The 14,682-nt window shown below is 63.2% G+C and carries 13 protein-coding genes; 4 read left to right on the plus strand and 9 right to left on the minus strand.

Annotated features, from left to right (window positions below; all coding sequences use genetic code 11):
- Positions 1-207: 207 nt before the first annotated feature.
- Positions 208-1,686 (minus strand): ABC transporter substrate-binding protein, encoded by a 1,479-nt coding sequence (locus EB230_RS18245; protein ID WP_056572513.1) that lies wholly within the window; start codon positions 1,684-1,686, stop codon positions 208-210.
- Positions 1,687-1,811: 125 nt separating this feature from the next.
- Positions 1,812-3,089, minus strand: a complete 1,278-nt coding sequence (locus tag EB230_RS18250) for an acetylornithine deacetylase/succinyl-diaminopimelate desuccinylase family protein (protein WP_056572511.1) — start codon at positions 3,087-3,089, stop codon at positions 1,812-1,814.
- 221 nt (positions 3,090-3,310) lie between these two features.
- Here EB230_RS18250 and EB230_RS18255 point away from each other — a divergent pair, with 221 nt between their 5' ends.
- Positions 3,311-3,742, plus strand: a complete 432-nt coding sequence (locus EB230_RS18255; RefSeq protein ID WP_056572510.1) for a L,D-transpeptidase — start codon at positions 3,311-3,313, stop codon at positions 3,740-3,742.
- Between the two features lie 66 nt (positions 3,743-3,808).
- On the opposite strand, the gene EB230_RS18260 is transcribed toward EB230_RS18255, so the two are convergent.
- The 5 genes from EB230_RS18260 to EB230_RS18280 are packed head-to-tail and all read right to left on the minus strand — an operon-like array spanning position 3,809 to position 8,727.
- On the minus strand, positions 3,809-4,792 hold the full coding sequence (locus tag EB230_RS18260) for a lipid A biosynthesis lauroyl acyltransferase (RefSeq protein ID WP_056573437.1): 984 nt from the start codon (positions 4,790-4,792) through the stop codon (positions 3,809-3,811).
- Positions 4,793-4,805: 13 nt separating this feature from the next.
- The gene (locus tag EB230_RS18265) at positions 4,806-5,834 is read right to left on the minus strand and encodes a zinc-binding dehydrogenase (protein ID WP_056572508.1); all 1,029 of its coding nucleotides are present in this window, start codon (positions 5,832-5,834) and stop codon (positions 4,806-4,808) included.
- 36 nt (positions 5,835-5,870) lie between these two features.
- Positions 5,871-7,148, minus strand: coding sequence for a beta-ketoacyl-ACP synthase (locus EB230_RS18270; RefSeq protein ID WP_056572506.1), 1,278 nt, complete (start codon positions 7,146-7,148; stop codon positions 5,871-5,873).
- Between the two features lie 50 nt (positions 7,149-7,198).
- Positions 7,199-8,389 (minus strand): beta-ketoacyl-ACP synthase, encoded by a 1,191-nt coding sequence (locus EB230_RS18275; RefSeq protein ID WP_056572504.1) that lies wholly within the window; start codon positions 8,387-8,389, stop codon positions 7,199-7,201.
- A gap of 56 nt (positions 8,390-8,445) precedes the next feature.
- Positions 8,446-8,727 (minus strand): acyl carrier protein, encoded by a 282-nt coding sequence (locus tag EB230_RS18280; RefSeq protein WP_010909964.1) that lies wholly within the window; start codon positions 8,725-8,727, stop codon positions 8,446-8,448.
- A gap of 363 nt (positions 8,728-9,090) precedes the next feature.
- Between EB230_RS18280 and EB230_RS18285 the strand changes: the two genes are divergently transcribed.
- Positions 9,091-9,381 carry a hypothetical protein gene (locus EB230_RS18285; RefSeq protein WP_056572501.1) on the plus strand — a complete coding sequence of 97 codons (291 nt, stop codon included), beginning with the start codon at positions 9,091-9,093 and terminating at the stop codon, positions 9,379-9,381.
- Positions 9,365-9,835: a hypothetical protein gene (locus EB230_RS18290; protein WP_056572499.1), complete on the plus strand. Its 471-nt coding sequence runs from the start codon at positions 9,365-9,367 to the stop codon at positions 9,833-9,835. Before EB230_RS18285 ends, EB230_RS18290 begins: the two co-directional genes overlap by 17 nt.
- Here EB230_RS18290 and EB230_RS18295 read toward each other — a convergent pair.
- Together EB230_RS18295 and EB230_RS18300 are read right to left on the minus strand one after the other, a co-directional pair.
- A complete protein-coding gene (locus EB230_RS18295; RefSeq protein ID WP_056572497.1) occupies positions 9,832-10,380 on the minus strand; it encodes a histidine phosphatase family protein in 549 nt (182 codons plus the stop codon). The genes EB230_RS18290 and EB230_RS18295 overlap by 4 nt on opposite strands.
- A 99-nt stretch (positions 10,381-10,479) precedes the next feature.
- A complete protein-coding gene (locus EB230_RS18300) occupies positions 10,480-13,500 on the minus strand; it encodes a caspase domain-containing protein (RefSeq protein WP_056572495.1) in 3,021 nt (1,006 codons plus the stop codon).
- Positions 13,501-13,627: 127 nt separating this feature from the next.
- Here EB230_RS18300 and EB230_RS18305 point away from each other — a divergent pair, with 127 nt between their 5' ends.
- Positions 13,628-14,578: an AEC family transporter gene (locus EB230_RS18305; RefSeq protein WP_056572492.1), complete on the plus strand. Its 951-nt coding sequence runs from the start codon at positions 13,628-13,630 to the stop codon at positions 14,576-14,578.
- The last annotated feature ends 104 nt before the right edge of the window (positions 14,579-14,682 follow it).

Raw genomic sequence — 14,682 nt, forward strand, 5'->3', positions numbered from 1 at the left:
AAGCGATGTCGCGGAGGCCCCAGGATCCATGCTGTGAAAGAGATCGAAGGGCGCGACGGTGCAAAGCCAGCGTCGCCTCTCTCTACCTTCAAAGCTATCTCCCAGATTCTGCGCCGCGGGGGCGCTCGTAAGTCACGGAATGGATCCTGGGGTCCACGCAGCCGCTGCGCGCCTGCTTTGCCCCAGGATGACGAAACCGAGAGAGCCTCACTCGCTCCACTTCACCTTGGTCAGGTCGTTGGCGGGGATCGGGGCGTTTTCCCACAAGCCTTGCAGCTTGGCGTCCCAGACCCCGACCTTGGGCAGTTCGTAGAGGAAGCCGACCACGGCATCGTCGGCCAGGATCTTTTGTGCCTCGGCATACAATTCCTTGCGCTTGGCTTCGTCGGACGTCAGTTCCAGATCGGCAATGACCTTGTTGAAGGCGGGGTTGTCGTAGTTGAAGTAGTAGTCCTTGCGCGCGTAGATATCGATGTCGTTCGGCTCGGTATGGGACACGATGGTCAGGTCGTAGTCCTTCTTGGTGAACACCTGTTCCAGCCACTGCGCCCACTCGACGGGGATGATTTCCAGGTTGATGCCGACATCGCGGAGCTGCGAGGCGATGATCTCGCCGCCGAGCCGCGCATAGGTCGTCGGCGGCAGCTTCAACGTGGCCTTGAAGCCGTTCTCCAGTCCCGCCTCCTTGAGGAGTTCCTTGGCCTTGGCCACGTCGTGCGGATAGCGGCCGGTCAGGTCGACATAATATTTGTTGGCCGGCGACATATGCGAGCCGATCGGCAGGCCGAGCCCGGCCGAGGCGCCATCGACGATCGCCTTGCGATCGAGCGCGTAGGAGATCGCCTGCCTGACCTGCAGCTTGTCGAAGGGTGGCTTCTTGTTGTTGATGGACAGGATGGTCTCGCCTTCGGTCGCGCCAACCACCACCTTGAAGCGCGGATCATCCTTGACCTGGGAAACGCTGTCGGGATCGAAGAAGGGGAAAGCCTGGATGTCTCCGGAAAGCAGAGCCGGCACCGCGGCCGCGGCATCGGGAACGATGCGGAATTCGACCTTTTCGAGGAAAGCAGGCGTGCCCCAGTAATGATCTGATTTCACCAGGGTGATCGACGAGCCCTTGGCCCAGTTTTGGAATTTGAAGGGGCCGGTGCCAACGGGCTTTTCCTTGTTGGTGTCGGCGGATTTCGACGAAACGATCACCGCATCGCCCCAGCCCATATTGTAGAGGAACGAGCCCTGCGGGTGGGTGAGCGTCACCTTCACGGTGGCGGGGTCGACCACGTCGACCTTGTCGATGGCGGCAAAGAGCTGCTTTTGCGCGTTGACGGAATTTTCCGCGCGGGCACGGTCGAGCGAGAACTTCACGTCGTCGGCGCTGAAATCGGCGCCGTCGTGGAATTTCACGCCGGCGTGCAGCTTGAAGGTGTAGACCTTGCCGTCATCGGAAATGGTCCAGCTTTCGGCGAGATCCGGCAGAACCTCGCCATTGGGGCCGATCCGGGTCAGGCCCTCGAACACGTTGGCGTAGGTGACCTCCCGGATTGCCGCGGCCGCTCCCGCCGTCGGGTCGAGATGCGGTGGTTCAAGCGGAATGCCGATGACAAGATCGGCCCGAGCGGCAAACGCCGAAGTGGCGGTTGCGACCGCCAGCACGGCAGCGGCCAGAAGGGTCTTCCACAGTTTCATCGCTGAACTCCCCATGTGCTCAAATGCTCAAGCCAGCGGATAGAAGCGTGATTTGGCGCGGGAGTAAATTGCGTTTCGTGCTGTCGCGTCGCGCCAGGAGAAATGTTTTTTGCGCCGCAGGCCGATCATCCGGTTGTGCCGCGCAGCAGCACGTTGAGCCCGATCGCCATCACCTTGGCCGCTTCCACCATGTCCTCTATGCCGACCCACTCGTCCGGCCGGTGGGCGAGGTCGAGAATGCCCGGTCCATAGGCGATACAGTCGTAAATATGGCCGATGCGGGCAATGTGCTTCTGGTCGTACGTGCCGGGCGAGATGACGTAGTCGGGCTCGCGGTCGAAGATCGCGTGAATGCCTTGCGCCACGGCCTTGACCACCGGCGCGTCGCGCTCGGTCATCAACGGCAGTACTTCCATCAGGTCGCGGATCTCGTAGTCGAATTTCTTGCGCTCGCGCTTCAGCCGCTCGAGAATGTCGGTCACTTCGCCCTTGACCGTGGCGAGATCTTCCTCGAGCAGGAAGCGGCGGTCGATGGTCAGCCGACAGGAATCGGGCACGTTGGGCGAGGGCAGGCCAGGCCGGAAATCCTCGGTCTGGCCGCCATGGATGGAATTGATGTTCATGGTCGAGCGCCTGGCGCCTTCGGGCACGACCGGCATGCGCGTCACCTTGCGGTCGAGCGCCGGGAACAACTCGTCCTCGAAAGCCTTCAGCACGGCGCCCATATGGCGCACCGCATTGTCGCCCAGAAACGGCATCGAGCCATGCGCGATCTCGCCCTTGGTCTCGATCTCCGCCCACCAGACACCGCGGTGGCCAAGGCAGATGCGGTCCTTGTTCAACGGCTCGGGGATGATGACGTGGTCGACCTTGGGCTTGGAGAAATAGCCGAGGCCGGCCAGATGGGCGACGCCGCCGAAGCCGCCGGATTCCTCGTCGACCGTGCCCGATATTTCGATGGCGCCGGGGAAATCGGGATAAACGTCCATGAAGGCTTCGGCCGCGATGATCGACGCGGCCAGGCCGCCCTTCATGTCGCAGGCGCCACGTCCATAGACCTTGCCGTCCTTGACGATGCCGGCGAACGGATCGACGGTCCAGCCGTCGCCGGCCTCGACGACGTCGATATGCGAGTTGAAGTGGACGCAGGCACCGGGCGAGCGGCCGTCGAAACGGGCCACGACATTGACGCGCGGATAGCGGTCGGTGTCGCCGGGCGTGCCTTCGGCGCGGATGAATTCGGTTTCAAAACCGCGCTTTCTCAGCCGCGCGCCAAGATATTCGGCGCATGGCCGGTAGGCTTCGCCCGGTGGGTTGATGGTCGGAAAACGGATGAGGTCGGCGGTCAGCGCGACGACATCGTCGCGCCTGTCATCGATTGCCTTGAGGAGTCGTTCGTTCATCCGCTGAGTTGAGCAGCGATCCCGGCGGTTTTGCAAGCCCACCGACCATCAAGTCCGTGCGACGTGTCGTTGCGGCAACTATCGCGGGAAATCGTTCAAATTCGCTGCTTTGGATTGGGGAATTGATCAAGGAGTGTGTGTTATCCGTTCACTGCCATTAAAAATGGTGAAAAACAACGTGATGGCGAGCCGGCAAGGGGCAATCAAAGGGGTTTGATCGCATGAAGAAGTTCTTTCTCGTGGCAGCGGCGATGTTGGCAACCGCGCTGTTGGGTACGCCGTCCGCAAGTTACGCGGCGATGTTGGAAGCGAAGATCGACGTGTCGTCGCAGACGATGACGGTGCGGTACGGGTCGGAGGTCTATCGCTGGGCCGTGTCGACCGCCCGCTCGGGTTATTTCACCCCGCGTGGCACATATCGGCCGCAGCGAACCGCCAAGATGTGGTATTCGCGCAAATACGACATGTCGCCGATGCCTTATTCGGTGTTCTTCCATGGTGGATATGCCATCCATGGGACGGGCGCTGTCAGGCAACTCGGCCGTCCGGCCTCGCATGGCTGCGTGCGGCTGCACACGGCCAATGCGGCTGCCTTTTATTCGATGGTGCGGGAAGTGGGCTTCGGCAACACGCGCATTGTCGTGGCGAACTGAAACGTCCCGGATTCGCCGGTGGCATCAATCGCTGGCGCAGAGTCACTTTCTCGCCAGCAGCTTGGGCTAGGCGCTTGCGGCAGGAGCCGGCTTCGGCCGCTTCTTGCGCCGCCAGTTGCTGATTTCCCACCTTTTGTGAAACCACATCCACTGGCCGGGATCCTCGCGCACCCAGCGTTCGACCACATCGTTCAGCATCTGGGTGGTGGCGTGGACGTCGACGCTGCCGTCAGCGGTACGCGGCAAGACCAGTCTGTCCTCGATCTCGAGCCGGAAGCGGTTGCCTGGCAATCTGATGCAACGCGCCGGATAGACGTCGCAGTCATAGTGGCGGGCAAGGGTGCCGAGCACCCGGTTGCTTTGGCAGGGGCGACCGAAGAAGGTCGTCTCCAGGCCGTTGGAGAATTTCTGGTCGACAAGGACGCCGATATTGCCGCCGTTTTCCAGCACGGAGGCCAGGGCAAACGAGGCCCCCGCCATCGACGGCAGCAGCGCGCCCATGGTCGAGCGCCGCGTCGAAAGAATGTAGTCGGCAAGGTATGGGTTGTTGGGCGGGCGGAACAGCGCCGTGATGTTCATGCCGAAAGTGGCCGCCGCCACCGGCAGCAGTTCGAAATTGCCGAGATGGCCGGTGAAGACGATATGCGGCTGCTTTTCGGCGGCGATCTCGACGAAATGTTCTACTCCCTTGACCTCGACGCGGCCGGGCTTGCTGGCGGCCGGATCATAGTCGAACAGGGCGTCGAGGAAGATGTATTCGGCGGCGAGCCGGGCCATGTTGCCCCACATGTCGGAGGCGATGGCCTCGATTTCGTCCTCGCTCTTTTCCGGATAGGCCTTGCGCAGATTGTCGATGGCGACCTGATGGCGTCCGACCCGGGGGCCAATGAGGCGCGCGACCCGGTCGGCGAAATTCAATGCGCTGTCGACCGGCAACAGGCGCAGCACCGAAAGGATGATCATCGCCGCACGCGCAACCAGCCAGTAGTTCGCTTGGCGCAACTGCCGACCATAGCGAAATTTGACGTCGCGGCGAAGCTTCTTGAGCACCGAGGTCAAGGCCCTAGGCGACGCGCAGGATGATCTTGCCGAAGACGTCGCGGCCTTCCATGCGCTTCAGCGCGGCGTCGATATCATCGAATCCGACCTCGGTGTCGATGACCGGTGCGACCTGTCCCGCCGCCATTTTCTGCATGGCGTTGGCCATGTTTTCCATGCGGCAACCGAAGGATCCGAGCAGCTTCAGTTGCTGCTGGAACAGCTGCATCAGGTTGATCTGCGTCGACACGCCGGAGGTCGAGCCGCAGGTCACCAGGCGGCCGCCGCGTTTCAGGCACAGCATCGAGCCGGCAAAGGTGTCGGCGCCGACGTGCTCGAACACGACGTCGACGCCCTTCTTCTTTGTCAGCTTGCGCACGACGCCTTCGAAGCGGTCGTCGCGATAGTTGATGACATGGTCGGCGCCGAGCGCCTTGGCCTTGTCGATCTTGTCGTTCGAGCCGACCGTGGTGATGATGGTGCAACCCATCCGCTTGGCCAGCTGAATGGCGGCCGAGCCGATGCCGGAGCCGCCGGCATGGACAAGGATGGTTTCACCCGGCTGAAGCCTGGCGTTGTCGAACAGCATGTGCTCGACCGTGCCGAAGGTAACGGGCGCCACCGCGGCGCCAATGTCGGTCACGCCGGGTGGAGCGGGGACCAGCAGGCGTGCGGGCAGGTTGATCTTTTCCTGCGCGAAGCCGTCGAGATGGAAACCGTGAACGCCGGAAACATGTTCGCACAGATTGTCGCGGCCTTCGCGGCAGGCGCGACAAAGGCCGCAGGTGCGCGCGCCATAGATCGACACCAATTGTCCGGGCAGCAGGCTGGAAACGCCAGGGCCGACCGCCTCGACCTCGCCGGAGGCCTCGGCGCCGACGACCAGCGGCAGCTTGCGCTTGGCGAAGGCCATGCCGCGCCAGCCCCAGACGTCGATATGGTTCAGTGCCACCGCCTTGATGCGCAGCGTGACTTCGCCGAGTGCGGGGGGCGGCGGGGGCGGCAGGTCCACCGTCTCAAGACGGCGGTCCTCGATAAGTTGCAATGCGCGCATTGGGCCTGTCGGTTCAGTGGGACTGAAAAAGGTCGCTTAGACCGGTTCCCGTGTCATGACAAGGCAAGTGTTCTGGCCGCCGAAGCCGAAGGAGTTCGACAAAACGCTCCGAACCTCGGCATTGCGCTTCTTGTTGGGCACCACGTCGAGCACGATCGCCGGATCGGGATTGTCGTAGTTGATGGTCGGCGGAATGACGCTTTCGCGCATCGTCATCAGCGAAAACGCCGCCTCGACGGCGCCGGCCGCCGACAGGGTGTGGCCGATCATCGACTTGTTCGACGACACCGGCATGGAGCTTATGCGCTCGCCGAATACGGTCGACAGTGCCAGATGTTCCATCTTGTCGTTCTCGGGGGTCGACGTGCCGTGGGCGTTGACATAGTCGATCTCGTCTTCACCCAGGCCGGCATCGGCGAGGGCGGCGCGAACCGCGGCGATGGCGGGCGAAGCGTCCGGCTTCGAGCGGGTGCGGTGGAAGTCGTCGGCCTTCTCGCCGCAACCGCTGAGGACGCCAAGAATGGTCGCGCCGCGAGCCAATGCCGCCTCAAGCGATTCCAACACCAGCGCCCCGGACCCCTCGGCCAATACGAAGCCGTCGCGATCCCTGGAGAAAGGCTTCGATGCCTTTTCGGGAATGTCGTTGTGCGTGGAGAGCGCCGAAAGCAATGAGAAGCGAATCAATGCCTCGGCGGTGGCAGAACCGTCCGCGCCGATCGATAGCGCACGGTCGCATTCGCCGCGTCGGATCGCCTCGACACCGAGCTGGATCGCGGTGGCACCCGAAGCGCAGGCCGTCGACAGGGTGATCGGCAGACCGCGTGTGCCAAGGCGGTCGGCAAGGCGGTCGGCGATAGAACCGAACTGGGTGGTTTCGAAAATATCCAGCTCTTTCAAGCTACGCGCCACCCGAAGCAGTCTTTCGGCGGCGGTGTCGTCCTTGTCCTTGTCGGAATTGTAGAGCGAGAAGCGCTCGGCCCAGTCGAGTTCAACCGGCGGCGATGCGAGGAAAAGCGGTCCGCCGAAGTCGCTGGAATCAAGACCGGATTCGGTCACCGCTTCGAGGCCGGCAAGCTCGGCCAGCTCATAGGTGAGCGGGCTGGCACCTTTCGAACTCGACGGCAGGAAATCGACCATGCCGGAGATGCGGGTGTTCAGTTGATCGATGGGAAAGCGGGTGATCGGGTGGATGCCCGACTTGCCGGAGGTCAACGCCGCCCAATTGTCGGTCTTGCCGACGCCGAGCGAGGTGACAACGCCGATGCCGGTGACGGCGACAATTGGCCTGCCCATGTGATCGTTCAGATTGGCCATCCGGGAGCCCTCGAGCGTTTATCGTTGCAGCATGGATCGCGAGCGCCGCGTTATGCGGCGTTGACCAGCGCCATGCCCTCGAATTGGTGATAGCCGATCGCCGTTGCAAGGACGCTTGCGGGAATGCCTTTGAACGGCTTCTCGGCGGCGGCATCGAAAACAGGGTAAGCGGCCTTGCGGTCGACGGCGAGTGCCGCCAGCGCCACCGCGAAAGGAAACTGCGCTTCCTTCATGTGCCCGGTCAGTGTCGAGAAGCCGCGCGCGGCGATCCCGGGATTGGCATCGAGCACCGTCTTCTCGGCGGTGGTTGCGGCATGCGCGCCCGAGGCACCCGACAGGGCAAGCAGCTTGCCGTTCGGCAGCGCCGCCTGGCCGAGCAGCGCGGCGATCTCGGCATCGAGCTCTCCGCGTGGCCGCCTGGCGCGGCCTGAAACGACCGGGCCGAGTTCGGCGTAGATCTTGCGCCCACGGCTCACGGCGTGTTCGCGCTGCTCCAGCACCAGGAAGGCACCGCCGGATCCCGTGACGACGCCGCCACCCTCGGCACCCTGTCTTTGCCACACAGGTTTCCACGGGCCGCGATGCAAATAGCCGGCAAGCTCGTAACCGAGCAGCATGTCGGAATGTTCGGTCTGGAAGGCGCCGCCGACCAGAATGTGCGTCGACTGGCCGGAGCGGATGCGGGCAGCGGCCGTTTCGACGGCGGCGACGCCGGCACCTTCCTCGCCCATGAAGGTGCGTGACGAGCCTGTCACCTTGTGGACGATGGAGATGTTGCCAGCGAGCAGGTTGGAAAGCTGCGCCAAAAACAGGGTCGGCCGCAACTCGGTGGTCAGCTTCTCGTTGAGCAGCACGTCGCGGTCATTGCGGCTCTCGGATGCGGCGAGAATGGCGGCGTCAACCGCCTCGTCGCGCTCGCCGCCGCCGGCGGCCACCACCATGTCCATGGTCGCGCAGAGCTCGTCATTGCCCTTGATGCCGGCATCGTCGAGCGCAAGCCCGGCGGCATAGGTGCCGAGCCGCTGCCAGGTTTCCATCTGCCGCTGGTCGCCACGCTTGGCGATCTGCAGGTTCCAGTCGATTTCGGGCAGCGGGTGGACGGTGTAGGGCGCGAAGCGCGCGGCTTCGAGCACCGGCTGCAGGCCCGGCTGCGCCAGCTTCTGCCAGTGGGCGTCCGGACCTTCTCCTAGCGAGGAGACAAGGCCGATACCAGTGATGACGACGTCGCGGGGGCTGCTCATGAGCGGCTTTGTGGGTCAGGCGGCAGAGCGCGTCAAGGTCGCGCGCTCAACTGACATCAGGCGGTCTTGGCGGCGACCAGTGCGTCGATCTTGGCGCACAGGTTCTTCATGACGAAGTAGTCGTCGGTCGACGCCTTGCCGTCATTGACTTCCTGGGTCCACTTTTCCAGCGGCACCTTGATGCCGAATTCCTTGTCGATGGCGAAGACGATGTCGAGGAAATCGAGGCTGTCGATGCCGAGATCGTCGATCGTGTGGCTCTCGGGTGTGATGGTGTCGATATCGATCTCGCTGGTGTCGGCAATGATCTTGGCGACTTTGTCGAACGTGGTGGACAAGGGCTTTTCCTTCTTTGCGGGCGGAATCTGTCCGCATCTTGTTTGGGCGCTGTCTAATCGGTTTTTCCCGGCAGGAAAAGGCCTGATAAGCCGGGCGCAGATGGGTAGGCTGCCCAAGAAACGCAAGAAGGGCCGCCGGTCAACCCGGCGGCCCTTCCCATTACGTCACGTCAGTCGCTGTTTCGATGCCTGTCGTTTTCCCAAAACCGGAACCAATTTTGGACGATACGCATCAGTTGTCGCGGGTTGTCGCAGGCGGCTGTCGGGGCGAGTTCGCGGCTTTTTTCAGCGGTGGCCTTCGGCAACACCGCCAGATGTCGCGAGAGGCTTGATGGTACCAATGTACCATGATACCAATTCACCATGAACATTGAACGCGTGCAGACGGGCGTGCGCCTGGAAAAGCGGCTGGTGAAGGTGCTCAAGGCGCTGGCCGAGCATCGCGACATGAGCCTTGGCGATCTCATCGAAGGCATCGTGCTGCATGCCTTCGAAGGGCAGGCGCCGTTTTCGCCAGCGACCCTGGAAACGATCAGCCAATTGAAGCGCATCTACGGGCTGGAGCTTGGCGCCGCGGACAGCCACGGTCTGGCTGAAGCGCCGCCGTCGGACGGAGTGGAAAGGGAAGGAAAGGCGGATGACGAGCCATCTTGAGCGCAGCCACAGCATCGTCCTTTCCGGTCCGGTCGACCGCGTCTTCCCGCTGTTCACGCCGATCGGCGAGACCCTTTGGGTGGAGGGCTGGGATCCGGAATTTCTGCACCCGCAAAATGGAGATACGCGGCAAGGCATGGTCTTCCGGACTGTCCACGGCGACGAGACGACGCTCTGGGCCTGCGCCGACTGGGATCCTGTCGCGCATCGCGTCCGCTATGTCAGGGTTACGCCGGATTCACGTTTCGGATTTGTCGAGGTGGCCTGCCGCCCGGCCGCCGACGGTGGCACGCAGGCATCGATTGCCTACACGTTCACGGCTCTGACGGCAGCAGGGGACGCGTATCTGTCGGAATTGACCGAGGACGCGTTCGTACACATGATCGAGGCGTGGAAAGTCCGCATCGATACGTGGTTGCTCACCGGTTCGTCAGCCGGCTCCGGCCATGATTAGAACGTAACACGGCCGAGCACACGCAGGCCGTCGCCCTGCGGCTCGACGACCACGGCTTCGCCCTCTCGCGGCGAAACCCCGGTCAGCGCCACGATGTCTTCCAGATGGGTGACCATGATCAGGTTGTCGGAACCGGAATAGGCGCGGATTTCCTTCATGATGGCGGCGATCTGGGCGGCCTTCTGCGCATCGTCGCCTTTCAGCAGATCGAGCGGCGCAAACAGCTCCGGCTCGGCCTCGAAGGCGATGCGGGCGGTGTCGAGGCAGCGGCAGTAGCGGCTCGACAGCACGCGTTCGACCGGCGCGGCGCGGGCGGCAAACAACGCGCCGATCTTGCTCGCCTGCTGCTTACCGCGCGCCGAGAGGTTGATCTGGGTGGCGCAGCTGTCGATGTCGAAATTGGCCGGATCGGTGGTGCCGGTGACCATGGCATGGCGCAGCAGCACGACATGGCCGCCATCGCGCAGCAACGCCCAGCCGGCATCCGTGGCATGCGCCGCGAAGGGAATGACGAGCAGGAACAAGGCCAGGGCAAATCGAATCATCGCGGTCCTTCCATGAGCCTGGCATCAGACTCCGACCATTCGCATATAGGGATCGGAAGGCCGGCACAAAGACAAGCGGGCGTCGCGGACGTCCCAGCCTCACTTTTTGGCGAGCTGCTGCTTCACCAGATCGATCTTCTGGTCGGTGAGCGGGATGGGTATGGTGTAGCCGGCTTCGGTGAAGCCCTGCTTGGCGTTCTCGAAGAACTCGATGGCCCTGAGATATTCCGGCTTGCCGCCGCCATAGCTGGCGCGGTTCCAGTGGATGTCGCCAAGATTGTTCTGTTCAAAGGCCCATTGCATGGGCTGACTTTCGCGCGTGAACACCTTCAGTGTCGCGGTGAAGGCCGCCTCGGCCTCGTCGAGATATTTTCCGGTCCGTTCGATGTTGCCGAGGTTGAGCAGGCTCATGCCGATGCCGTTCTGGGCGTTGGCCCAGTCGACCGGCGCGGACTCGATGGACAGCACTTCAAGTGCCGCCCGCCGCGCCGCGATAGAATCTTGCAAGGTTTTCGGATCGGCATTGCTCATGCTCAGCCAGTGCAGCGTCGAGCCCAGACCGGCCTGGGCCAGCGCCCATTGCCGAGGGTTCGTCTCGCGCTTGTATTCGCGCAACGCATTCCGATAGGCGTCGACCGCCTCGCTGTAGTGCTCGGGCTTGTCCGTGACGCCGCCAAGAAGCTGCAGCGTGTTGCCGAGATTGTAGTAGCTCATGGCCCAATCCTGCGGGAATTTCCGCCTGACATAGACCTGCCGGGCGGCCTGGAAGGCTGCCGCCGACTGTTCGAGCTTGGCCGCATCGCGGGTTCGCTGGCCAAGCGTCTGATAGATCGAGCCGAGATTGTTCTGCGCCGACGCCCAATCCATCGGGAACCGCTGGCGGGTAAACACGGTGAGCGCGTCATCATAAGCCGCGGCGGCCTCTTCGAGCGTGCCCGTGCCGATATCGAAGCGGGCAACCCCGCTCAGCGCGTTGCCGAGATTGAGCCGGCTGGTTGCCCATGACACCGGGAAGGTCTCGCGGGTCCGCACCTTCAGCGCCGCGCGAAACGCATCGGCCGCCTCGTTGATCTTGGCCTTGTCGTTGAGCTGGATGCCTGAAGTCACAAGGGTATTGCCGAGATTATTCTCGACCATCGCCCATTCCACCGGCGTTTTCTCGCGCGTGTATTCCTCGAGCGCCAGCCGGTAGGCGGCTTCCGCTTCCTTCAGGTGCTCGCCGGCAGGGTCGCGCTCGGAAAGGGCGTAGAGCGCGAGGCCGAGATTGTTCTGCGAGGCGGCCCAGTCGAGCGGCAGCTTGTCGCGTGGGCGCTTTTCGAGCGTGGCGTGCATCGCCGCCACCGCTTCATTGAGTCGTTTCGGATCGCTTTCCCGCTCACCGATCTTCAGGAGCACATTGGCGAGGTTATTCTGCGCGGCCGCCCAGTTGCGGTCGTCCTTCTCGTGCTCGAAAACGGCAAGCGAATCGCGAAAGATCCGTGCCGCTTCTTCGAGACGGGCGGTTTCGGTCTCGCGTTCACCGATGGTCTGCAACACCACCGCCATGTTGTTGCGAGTGATGGCCCAGTCACGGTTCTGCTCGCCATTCGGGATGAAGTTCAGGATGACGCGATAGGCTTCGATCGCGTGCTGCAGCGCATCGAGGTCGCCGGTGGCATAGCCATGGGCATTGAGTGCCTCGGCTTCCTGGTTCTTGTAGTTCCAGCGCAGCTTCTCGTCCCATTTCTCGGCCAGCGAGAATGCCTTGGCGTAGTCGTTGGCGGCGGATCTGTAGTCGAAGATCAGCGCCGACGCGTCGGCGCGCTTGGCGTAGATGGCGGCGTCGGCGATGCGTTTCTGCCGGACCAGGTCCTCGGCCTCGTCAACAGCGTCGCCGTTCTGCTCGACCCTGCCGACCGCGTCATCGAGGAATTTGCGCGCCGTCACCATTGCGCCCTGGCTGATGGCCTTGTCGGCGGACGCGACCAGCCGCTTGATCTCCGGATCGTCCGTACGCAACGCCGCGCGCTCGGACATCATCTTCTTCAGCCGCTCGGCCTGTGCGTCGAGCACCTTGTGCAGGTCGGCCGGATCCTCGGGGATCTTTTCCGTGCCGAGTGCCCTGAGTACCCCATAGAGCGCGTCGAGCGGCACCCCGTCCTGCAGCGAGGCCAGTTCCACTTGCGCCCTTTTGGGATCGGGCAGGTCGGAAATGGTCAGGAGCAGTTGCCGCCGTTCGCCGGTGATCAGCCCGTCATCGCCTGTCGGTTCCGGTGGCGCGACGCCGAAATAGAGCAGCCGGCGCAGGCTTTCATTGACCCAGGGGCGCTGCTTCGCCTTGGTGTCGAGATAGACTTCCTCGGTCACCATGCGCATGACCGAGCCGAACTCCGTGCCTTTCATCGCCGCGAGGTGGCGTAGCAGCGCGGCTGCGTAAGGGCTGTTTTCCCCGGGGGCACCATCCAGAGCCGGGCGCCCCGGTTCGGCGGCGAAGCCGACCACAGTGCCCAGGCTCGCATCGGCCGCCGGTGCGTTGCCGAGGGCCTTGGCGCCACGGACCGGTTCCAGCCCGCCGGCACCGATCGGCTCGGCGGAAGCGGTTGGTGCGCGCCGCACCACGGCGTCGGCGGGAAACGGATTGGTGCGGCAGGCGTCGAGCAGCATGATCGTCACCGGCACGGTCTTCTTCAATTCATCCATGACGGCGGACATCGGCACCAGCGCCTGACCGGCATCCTTGAGCGACGAGACGTCGGCATCGACCGGAACCAGATAGTTCTCGCCGCCGGCTTCGATGCCGTGCCCGGAATAGTAGATGAAGGCGACGTCGACGCCTTCGGCATCCTCGACGAACCGTTCGAGGTCGCGCTTCAACCTGGCGGCATCGCGATCGGTGACGTTGCGGGCGTCGAAACCGAGGTCTGTCAGCATCTTGGCCATGTCGCGGGCGTCGTTGGCCGGGTTGGGCAGGGCGGCGATGTGTTCATATTTCGACTGACCGATAATCAGCGCCACGCCCTTGAGGTTTTTCGGTTCGGCAAGCGCAAACGCCGTCGCGGCAAGACAAAACAGCGCGGCGACGAAGGCCGTCAGCCACATCCGCGCAAAAAGATTGCGTCCTGAGGTTTCGACAAAGGTCATTTGTCGTTCGTGTCCGCCCTGATGTTCCAAACCCTCTATAACGCTGCCAGCAGACCATGATCAAATTCGGGCATGATCAAATTCGGGCGCGATTGCGCCACGGGCGTGGCTCGCCTATCCCTGAAAAATGTCCCCACTCACAGAAACCGTCCTTTTCGTCTTCAGCCTCGTCGCGCTCGGCTATCTCGCCGGGCTCACCGGTTATCTCAGGCCGGCGAGCGGTGAGGGGATATCGGACTTCGCGGTCTCGGTGGCGATGCCGCTGCTTCTGTTCCAGACGATGGTGAATGCCGATTTCCACGGCGTGGCGCCATGGCCGCTGTGGGGAGCTTATTTCACGTCTGTGGCGATAACCTGGGCCGTCGGCCATCTCGTCACCACGAGGATCTTCGGACGTGATGCGCGCGCCGGCGTCGTCGGGGGCGTGTCGTCGGCCTATTCCAATGTCGTGCTGCTCGGCGCGCCGTTCATCCTTGGCGTATTCGGCCCGAGCGGCTTCGAAGTGCTGTCGCTTCTGGTCTCCGTGCATCTGCCGGTCATGATGATGGCCTCGATCGTGCTGTTCGAGATGTTTGGCCGCGGCAGCGGCGACCATGTCCATCCGCTGCGGGTGCTGCGCAGCTTCCTGCGGCGGCTGTTCATGAACCCGCTGATCATCGGCATTCTGCTGGGGCTGGCATGGCGCCTCAGCGGCGTGCCGCTGCCTGACCTCGCCATGCGGCTGGTCGATGCGCTGGCCGACACGGCCGGGCCGGTGGCGCTGTTTGCCATGGGGCTCAGCCTGCGTCGCTTCGGCGTTTCCGGCAATGTCAGGCCGGCCCTGGCGCTTTCGGCGCTGAAGCTGTTCCTGATGCCTGCGCTGGTTCTCGCCTTCGTATGGCTGCTCGGCCTGCCGCCGATGACCGCCAAGGTGGCGGTCGTGGTCGCGGCGCTGCCATCCGGGATCAATTCCTATCTCATCGCCGTGCAGTTCAACACCGGCCAGGCGCTGGCTTCGAACCAGATGACCATCGCCACGGCCTGTGCCGCCATCACCACGGCTTTCTGGCTGACCGTGGTTCTCCACGTCTACGGTTAGTTCGTCTTCGGCTGGTTTCGTGCTGGCCCAAAGCCTATATGCCATCTTGCAATTGATTGCGTGGCTTGCCCTAGGTAAAGAGCACTGGCTCCAGTGTCCCGGCC

It is taken from the genome of Mesorhizobium sp. NZP2234, from assembly GCF_013170765.1.
GTDB classification, from domain to species: Bacteria; Pseudomonadota; Alphaproteobacteria; order Rhizobiales; family Rhizobiaceae; genus Mesorhizobium; species Mesorhizobium loti_D.